Annotated in this window: 6 protein-coding genes; 3 read left to right on the top strand and 3 right to left on the bottom strand. The window is 64.8% G+C overall.

Annotated elements, in window-relative coordinates:
• Nucleotides 1-324, top strand: a 324-nt coding sequence (locus KDH09_15035) for a hypothetical protein (protein ID MCB0221010.1), incomplete at its 5' end; no start/stop codon positions are given.
• 7 nt (nt 325-331) lie between these two features.
• Here KDH09_15035 and KDH09_15030 read toward each other — a convergent pair.
• From KDH09_15030 to KDH09_15020, 3 genes are read right to left on the bottom strand one after another with little or no spacing between them, the layout of a single operon-like run.
• The gene (locus KDH09_15030; GenBank protein MCB0221009.1) at nt 332-1,921 is read right to left on the bottom strand and encodes a B12-binding domain-containing radical SAM protein; all 1,590 of its coding nucleotides are present in this window, start codon (nt 1,919-1,921) and stop codon (nt 332-334) included.
• Nucleotides 1,918-2,664 (bottom strand): class I SAM-dependent methyltransferase, encoded by a 747-nt coding sequence (locus KDH09_15025; GenBank protein MCB0221008.1) that lies wholly within the window; start codon nt 2,662-2,664, stop codon nt 1,918-1,920. Before KDH09_15025 ends, KDH09_15030 begins: the two co-directional genes overlap by 4 nt.
• Nucleotides 2,615-4,447 carry a glycosyltransferase family 39 protein gene (locus KDH09_15020; GenBank protein ID MCB0221007.1) on the bottom strand — a complete coding sequence of 611 codons (1,833 nt, stop codon included), beginning with the start codon at nt 4,445-4,447 and terminating at the stop codon, nt 2,615-2,617. The genes KDH09_15025 and KDH09_15020 overlap by 50 nt, the downstream gene beginning before the upstream one ends.
• Before the next feature lie 154 nt (nt 4,448-4,601).
• Here KDH09_15020 and KDH09_15015 point away from each other — a divergent pair, with 154 nt between their 5' ends.
• A complete protein-coding gene (locus KDH09_15015; protein MCB0221006.1) occupies nt 4,602-6,140 on the top strand; it encodes a glycosyltransferase family 39 protein in 1,539 nt (512 codons plus the stop codon).
• Nucleotides 6,137-7,684 carry a glycosyltransferase family 39 protein gene (locus KDH09_15010; GenBank protein ID MCB0221005.1) on the top strand — a complete coding sequence of 516 codons (1,548 nt, stop codon included), beginning with the start codon at nt 6,137-6,139 and terminating at the stop codon, nt 7,682-7,684. Before KDH09_15015 ends, KDH09_15010 begins: the two co-directional genes overlap by 4 nt.
• Nucleotides 7,685-7,695: the final 11 nt, after the last annotated feature.

Here is a 7,695-nt window from a genome sequence, read left to right as displayed (position 1 = left end):
CTCAACGAAGAGCAGTTTCTCTTCGACGCCAGCGCCCTCTACTACCGCTACGACATGAAGGGCGTCTACGAGGTGCGGCCCTCGTGGTTTCGCGAATGGGCGCCCTGGTATCCGCGCATCGGGGTGAAACCCGCGCGCGCGTTTTCGATTTTTCACTGGCTCTCGCGTCGCTGCGATCCACTGGTCGTGCCGCTCCACCCGCACTACACGGGCGCGGCGCAGGAAAACCTCGATGCGCTGGGCGCGCTGATGGACTGGCTCGGGGAGAACGGGGCGCGCTTTGTCGGCGCGGAGGCCCACGCGCGCGCGCACATTTCAGGCTGACGAAATCTCAGGCAGACTCGGCGAGTTTTTCGGAACTCTCTTCAAAGCGGCGCGTCCCTGTCGGCGTGGGCTCGGGCATGGGCTCTAGTCGCAGCACCCGGCGGATCATCTTGCGGATCGTGCGGGGAAGCTCGAAGCGCCACAGGCCGCGCTCGCGGCGGGCGAATTCATCCAGCGGGTTCGGGTGCAGCAGCTTCGTGATGTTCACAATGAGGAACGGGTTCACGCGCGGCATGAAGCGCACGAAGTTTCTGCGCAGCAGCCAGCTCACGAAGCGCTGGGGCAGAATGGGCGTCATAACCAGCAGCGTGTGGTAGCGATGGGCCAGCACGTTCTTCTCGCGGGTGGTGCCGCCGGCAATGCTGCCGCGCCCGTAGTTGCCGTCGCGGATCTGGGCGATCTCGGCAGGGCTGAGCACCGCGCGCTCTTTGGCGATGTTGAGAATCTCGGTGCTCGCGTAGTAGCGCATCCAGAATGCATATAGATGATACGGCCGCCCGCGGTTGATGAGGTCTACCGAAATATCGAGATCCTCGATCGTCTCGGTGGGAAGGCCCACGATCATGTCCACGGTGCACTTGATGCCGACCTTGCGGAAGGCATGCATCGCGCGCAGGATGTTTTCCTCGGGCGTGCGGCGGTGCATCACCTCGTTGCGTAGCCGCGCGCTTCCCGACTGCACGCCCATTTCCACCGAATCGCAGCCGCTCTCGGCCATCAGCGTCGCGATCTCTTCATCGATGGTGTTGGGGTAGACCCACGCGAAGTAGGGGATGTCGACTTCCTTCTTGTAGAGCTCGCAGAACCGGCGGGTCCAGTTCTTGTCATAGCTGAAGTCCTCGTCGTTGAAGCGCACGTGGTCGATACCGTAGCGCTCCTTCGCCCAGAGAATCTCGCGCACCACGTATTCGGGGCTGTGGCGCCGGGGCCAGCGCCCCTTCTGCCCGGCCTCGCGGTAGAGGTTCATGCTTGTCGTGTTGTCGCAGAAGGTGCAGCGATAGGGGCACCCGCGACCGGTCATGGTGGTGTAGCCGCGGTTGAGATAGGGCATCACCTCGTAGGTGAAGTCCTTGTCGGGAAAGGGGAGCTCGTCGAGATCCTGGATGAGCGGATGGAGCTCGTTGAGGACGACCTGCCCGTTGCTTCGGTACCCCAGGCCGCGCACCTTGTCGAAGCCGTGGTGTTTCTCCAGCGCGTCGGCCAGTCCCAGCAGCGGGTACTCACCCTCGCCGCGCACGATAAAATCCACCTCGGGATGGGAGAGCGTCTGCTCGGGCTCGCTGGTGGGATGGATGTTGCCGAAGACCACCGGCACGCCGAGCGCGGCTTTGAGCTGGCGCGCCCGCGTGAGCGCCCACTGGAAATCGTCGGACACCACGCTGAAGGCGATCAGGTCGGGCGCGATATCGATGGCCTGTTTGACCACTTCGTCGCCCAGGTCGGCGTAGCGCGCCAGCCTGGGAAAGCTCACCCAGGGATTGTCGAACAGGCGCGAATCGTTGATGAGCGCCGTTTCGTGACCGCCCTGCTTGAGGAAGGCCGAGAGGCACTGGATGCCGCCCATTTCCTTGCCGGGGTTGATGAAGAGGACTTTCACTTCGCGTTCTCTTCCAGGTTGGTCACCAGCACGCCAAAGCGCATCGCCGGATCGCGCACGAAGCGCACCGGTCCGCAGGAATGTCGCTCGAGCACTTCGCGGATGTAGGACTCGCTGTGGTGGTGCGCGCGCGCGGGCGTTCCCATGATCTGCGTGCGGCGCACCAGCCACAGGCGGTGCACGCGCGCGGCAAGGCTCGGGGAGGCCTCACTGAATGAAAAGACGAAGCGGTGCTTGGAGAGCCGCGCGAGCAGGGCGTCGATCTCGGAGGCTTCGAGCCAGTCGAGCAGGCCCAGTGCGACGACGATGTCGGCGTCGGGCCACGGAGTCTCCAGCGCGGCGGCGCGGGTGATGCGGGCGCGCCCTTCGAAGGAGGCGAGTCGCTCGCGCGCGCGCTCGCAGGCGCGCCCGGAAAGATCGATGCCCTCGTAGCGGCAAGGCGATTCGCCGAGCAGGCGCTCGCCCAGGATTCCCGAGCCGCAGCCCAGGTCGAGCACGCGCGTATAACTTTGGAGATACGGCGCGAGAATGCCGGCAGTCAGGTTGAGCCGCGCGCGAATGGAGCTGCGAAGATTGTGGAAGACGCGGGCCAGCGGCGCGGCGGGCACGGGACCGTAGGCGCTGTCCTCCCAATGGAGAATCTTGTTGTCCCAGAATTCCTCGAGCGAACGCTCCGAACGCGCGGCTGGCGCTTCAGTTCCGGCGACGCCAGGACGCGTCGGTTCGCTCAGGGTCTCGTTCATCGGAAAAGTACCCGTTGATGACATTGCCCTTCAGGCAAGGCATCCGTTCATAGGTCGAGATGACAAAACTATCAGTTTGAAGGATAGGGGTGAGCCCGGAGGGGGTCAATCGGGCCGCCTCCTTAATGTTTTGGTTGGCGATTCTGCCGGGCCAGTACCGGCTGTCCTTCCGGAGCCGGGCCGGCAGGTCGAGGGCCAGGCAGGCATCGGGTGGCAGGGTCACGTGAGTCGAATCACCATCGCAGTGTACTGCGGCATGGGCGAAGGGCAGCATGAAGTCGTCTTCGATGGCCAGCAGGCTGCGGTCGACGACCCGTGTTTCGATGTCCTCGAGGCTCAGTCCGAGCGTGCAGCGCAGGGCACCTGCCAGTTCAAGCTTTTGTGAAATGGTCATGCGATTGATCGCGCCGCTGCGATTGAAATAGTAGGTCGTAAACCGAAAACCGAAATCGATGAGCACGCCGCACAGAACGGCAAGCGCCAGGGGAGCAAGAATCCAGCGTTTTTGGCCAAAACGCTCCCGGAGATTTTCTACGCCGAGCGCGACAAAGGCGCTGGCCGCGGGAAAGGCCGGGAGCAGGTAGCGCGATCCAGAGACCCAAACGCTCATGGACGGATCGTCGGGAAAAGCGAAGTAGACCTGCTGAATGAGCGTGATCGGAACGAGCGGCGCGAGCAGCCACGCGGCCAGCAGCGGCGCAGCCTCGTCGCGCTTCGCGCGCCAGCGTGTGAACGCTTCGAAGAGGCCCAGCCCGAACAGGGCGAGCAGCAGGAGCGCGGTCGCGCCCTGCAGGAATCGCCAGAACGGACCCCAGGCACCGTAGTTCAGAAAGTTGTCGGCGCGCGTGAGCCAGCGAAAATCGTAGGCATCTTCGTTGGCGCTTGGATAAATCTGATGCGCGGCAATGGCGAAGGGCGTCCACGGAGCAAGCGGGCGCTCGCCCACGCGGGCGAGGAGCTCTTCCTCGGTGAGGATCTCGCCGCGTGCGATGGGCTCGAGCGGTGTTTCTCCAAACTGGGAGCGCAGTTCGAAGTAATAGGCGCTGCGATCGATTTTCTCGATGGTTTTCTCCACCGGGCGACCGGCAAGCTCAATGAAGTAGGGAACCTGCGGAAGCAGTGCGAAGGCGATGAGCACCCCGGCAAACTTCGAGCGTTCGCGAAGCGAACTGACGAAGAAGGCCGGGACCAGCAGCGCCGGCACGAGGAGCGAGAAGTAACTGCCGTGACACTGCACCGCCAGCCCGATGAGCGCGCCCGCGCCGCCGATCCGGCGAAGGCTCGGCCCCCGGCGGATGCTGCGAGCGAGCAGCAGGAACACGCCCGCCGCAAGCGGGAGGCCCCAGGTCGGATTCCAGGCAAGACGCGCGTTGAAAAAGTGCGAGGGAAGAATACAGAGATGCAGCGCGGCGACAAGCGCCACGCGACGGCCGAACAACTCGCGCACGGCGAAATAGGAGAGCCCCAGCGCACCCAGCGAGCACAGGGCGGCAAGGCCGACGAGGCTCTCGGGATTTCCTCCGAAGAGCAGCAACACGAAACCCAACGTCAAATATAGGAAAGGCCCCGGCAGGTTGCCGCCGTAGGTGAGCTCGGGTCCCATCATGGAACGCAGCTTCCCGTGGATCATCAGCCACCCGCGATAGGCGTCGCGATCGGCGTAACGGACGAACTCGGCGGCACCGAAATCCCACACGCGCAGCAGCACGGCGAGCGCGAGAATGAGCAGCTCCGGCCCCCATTGGGACCGCCAGTCCAGCTCGTCGTTCTCGTTTTCGCTCACGCGCCCGTCCCCTCGCCGATCTCGCGGGTGAATGCCAACACGGAGCGCCCGTGGTAGACTTCACCGCGACCCGGAATTTGAAGGCTTTCCAACTACTGGAATGCTTACCCCTGTGTCGTTGATCGTCAATGAAGGGGGGCCGGGCGGATATTCGATGAAGCTGCTTCCCGAACTCTCTGCCGATGACCGGCGCCGCCTGCTGTGGCTCACGGCGGTGGGCGCGCTGCTTCGCCTGTGGAACATCGGCGCGCACGAGTTCGGCATGGTCGATACCCTGCGGCTCGTATCCGCCACGGCGGAAAGCGGAAGGCTCGGCGAGCAGGCGGCCATCATTCACATCGGTTCGGTCGGCGGTGTGTTGCTGCTGCGTGCCATGGCCGCGCTCAGCAATGCCTGGTGGTGGCTGCGCCTTCCCTACGCGCTCATCGGCACGCTCAATGTCGCGCTGTTCTTCCTGTTTGTGCGGCGCTTTTTCGGCGCTCGCCTGGCGTTGGTGGCCGGGTGGCTGCTCTGCCTGGCGCCTTTTCACCTGGCGCTCTCGGGCAGTCTCGAAGAGCACGAGTTCACGGTCTTTTTCGCCCTGCTGGGAACCTGGCTGGGATTTCTTCTCATCGAAGATGAATCGGACACCGCGCGGCTGGCCCCGTGGCTCGGCGCGATCGAAGCGCTCGGCCTGCTCATCGGTGGCTACCTGATTCTTGGTTACTGGAGCGTGCTGGCCGCGCTGGTACTCGCGCGCATCGGAAAGAAACTCGGCGCGCGCGAGTGGATCATTCTGACGGCGGCGCAGCTCCCGATGCTCGCGCTCTTCGGCTGGCTCCTCTCCTACGGCGTCTTTGCCGAGGAACCGGGTGCCTATGTCGAGTGGATTCGCCGCATGACCTGGCCGCGGCTTCCGAGCTCGCCCGCGGCGGTGGTGACCGATCTCCTTGTCCACGCGGAGAGCTGGGTGTGGACCCCGCGCGGCCACCTGGGCGTGATCGCGGCCGAAGTGTTCCTGAGCGCCGGGGCCGTTGCGCTCGCCTGGCTGGGCTATCGCAGGCTGCGCAAGGAATCTCAACTGGCGGCGCCGGTGCTCGGGCTCTGCGTGGGCGTCCCGGCGCTCATGGGGCTCATCTACTTTTCGTTCTTTGGAAAGCCCTGGTACTTCGCGCGCGCCTACGCGACGGCCTCGCTTCCCTTTTACCTGCTGATTGCCAGCGGACTGATCGCCGCGAGCAGGGCGCAGCGGCTGGCGGCGGCGGTGCTCTATCTGCCGCCGGTGCTGCTCTCGCTCGCCATGATGTGGACGGGTTTTCATCCGGTGCATCTGTCGTGGGAGGGCCGCATTCTGGATGCCGCAGCCGAACACGTGGCGCCCGGCGAAACGGTCTACGTGCATCCGGGCGAGCTCGCGGCGCTCATCCGCCCGAGCGCGCGCAAGGACTCGCCGCCGCTGCGCGGCGTGTGGCGCGATCCCGAACTCACGCCCGAGGGGTGGCGCGACGTGCTTACCCCGATGCGCGGGCGCGAATTCGCCGCCGCCGCCAATGAAATTGCCACAGCGCGTGCCTGCCTGATTGAACTCCACTGGATTCAATGGCGCGACCCCCACCGCGAGCTCCGCTCCCTGCTGGAGCGGCAGTACGGGTACAAACTCGTTTCGAGTTTCTGGTCCATTGCGCACCTCTATTGTCCGGGGGAGGCGCGATGAGCGAACAACCCCGGCAGAATGCGCTGACGATTCAGGTCGCCGCGCTCACGGTGCTCGGCGCGCTGGTGCGTTTCCTGGCGCTGGGCCGGCACGAGCTCTGGCTCGACGAGGCCTTCCGCATCCTCTGGGCGATCGAGCCCAATACCAGCCTGTGGGAACAGGCCACCGTGGGGCACGCCGGTTCGGTGTTCACCACCTGGCTCTCGGGCTTTGTCTGGCCGCGTGGGCACAGCTTCTTCTTCATGCGCGCGCTGCAGGCGCTCTGCAGCACCGCGTGCATCCCGCTCTTCTATCTGCTTGCGCGTCGCTACCTCGGCGGTCGTGCCCTGCTCGGCGCGCTGGCGCTGCTGACGCTCTCGCCCATGCACGTGGCCATCGCGCGGCAGGCCGAGGAATACGCCTTCCTCGTGCTCTTTGCCTTGCTGGCCACGTTGCTCGTAACACAGGTGATCGAGACCCGCAGGGTCGAGACGAAAACGCTACTCGCATTCGGCGCGGTCTCGCTCTCTGGATTCCTGAGCGGCGGCTACATGTTGCTGCCCTGGTTTGCCGCGCTGGCGATCTCGCTGGTCTGGCTGCTGCGAGGGGAACTCAAGGCGCGCGACTGGGTGTTGCTGACCGCCTCGCAGCTTCCGATGGTCGCGGTGTTTCTTTATTCGCTGAGCTTCTGGGCCATTGATCCGCGCCCGGAGATTCCGGCATATCTCGCATTCATGCGCGATTGGGTGCAGCTCGGGTCGCCGACGCGCCCGACCAACGTGCTGGCCGATCTCTTCTTCTACGGCCAGCTCTGGTCGTGGGGGCCGCACGTGGGGCGCTGGGTAGTGGCGAGCGAGTTCGCGCTCGCGCTCTGCCTGCTGTATTTCCTCTGGCGCGGGCATCGCTCGCTGCGCGAAAAGGGCGCGCCCGGCGTGCTGCCGGCGCTCAGCGTGCTGGTGTTCGTGCTGGTAAACGGCGCGATTTTTCTCAAATACTCCGGCCTGCCGTTCTACTTCTCGCGCGTCTACAGCCCGGCGACCTTCTTTTTGTTCATTCTGCTGGCCGAGGGTCTGCGCACCAGTCTGCGCGAGGTGGCGTGGGGTTTCTCGCTACTCTTCGCCGCGCTCGTGCTGCTGAGCACAACGGCTCTCAAGCTGGAGGTTCATCCGGCGCGACCCATCCTCTTCCGCAATCTCATTGCCGAAGTCGCAGCGCGCTCGGTAAAGAACCCGGTCTACGTACACCCGGGTGAGCTGGCCGACGTGATCCGGCTTGAAACAAGGGACAGCGGCCTCGAATTCGTCGGCGTGTGGAGCGATTCCTTTGCCACGCCCGAGGCGACGATCAGCCTGGATGAGCGAATGAGCGACGAGGCGCTACGCGCGTGGGCCGGGCGCGTGGCGCAAAGCGGGAGCTGCCTGCTGCTCATCGACTACTTCGTCGAAGGCCACGACCCCGATGGCGTGCTGCGCGGCGCGCTGGAAAAAGACTACGGCTATACCCTCTCGAAGGGCACCTGGGCGATCCCGCTCTATTGTCCTGGGGAAACAAAAGAGGGCGGGTAGACCCCGCCCCT

The organism is Chrysiogenia bacterium, assembly GCA_020434085.1.
GTDB lineage: Bacteria > JAGRBM01 > JAGRBM01 > JAGRBM01 > JAGRBM01 > JAGRBM01.
Note: the sequence above shows the minus strand (reverse complement) of the source record. Positions and strands in the feature narration are given on the sequence as shown.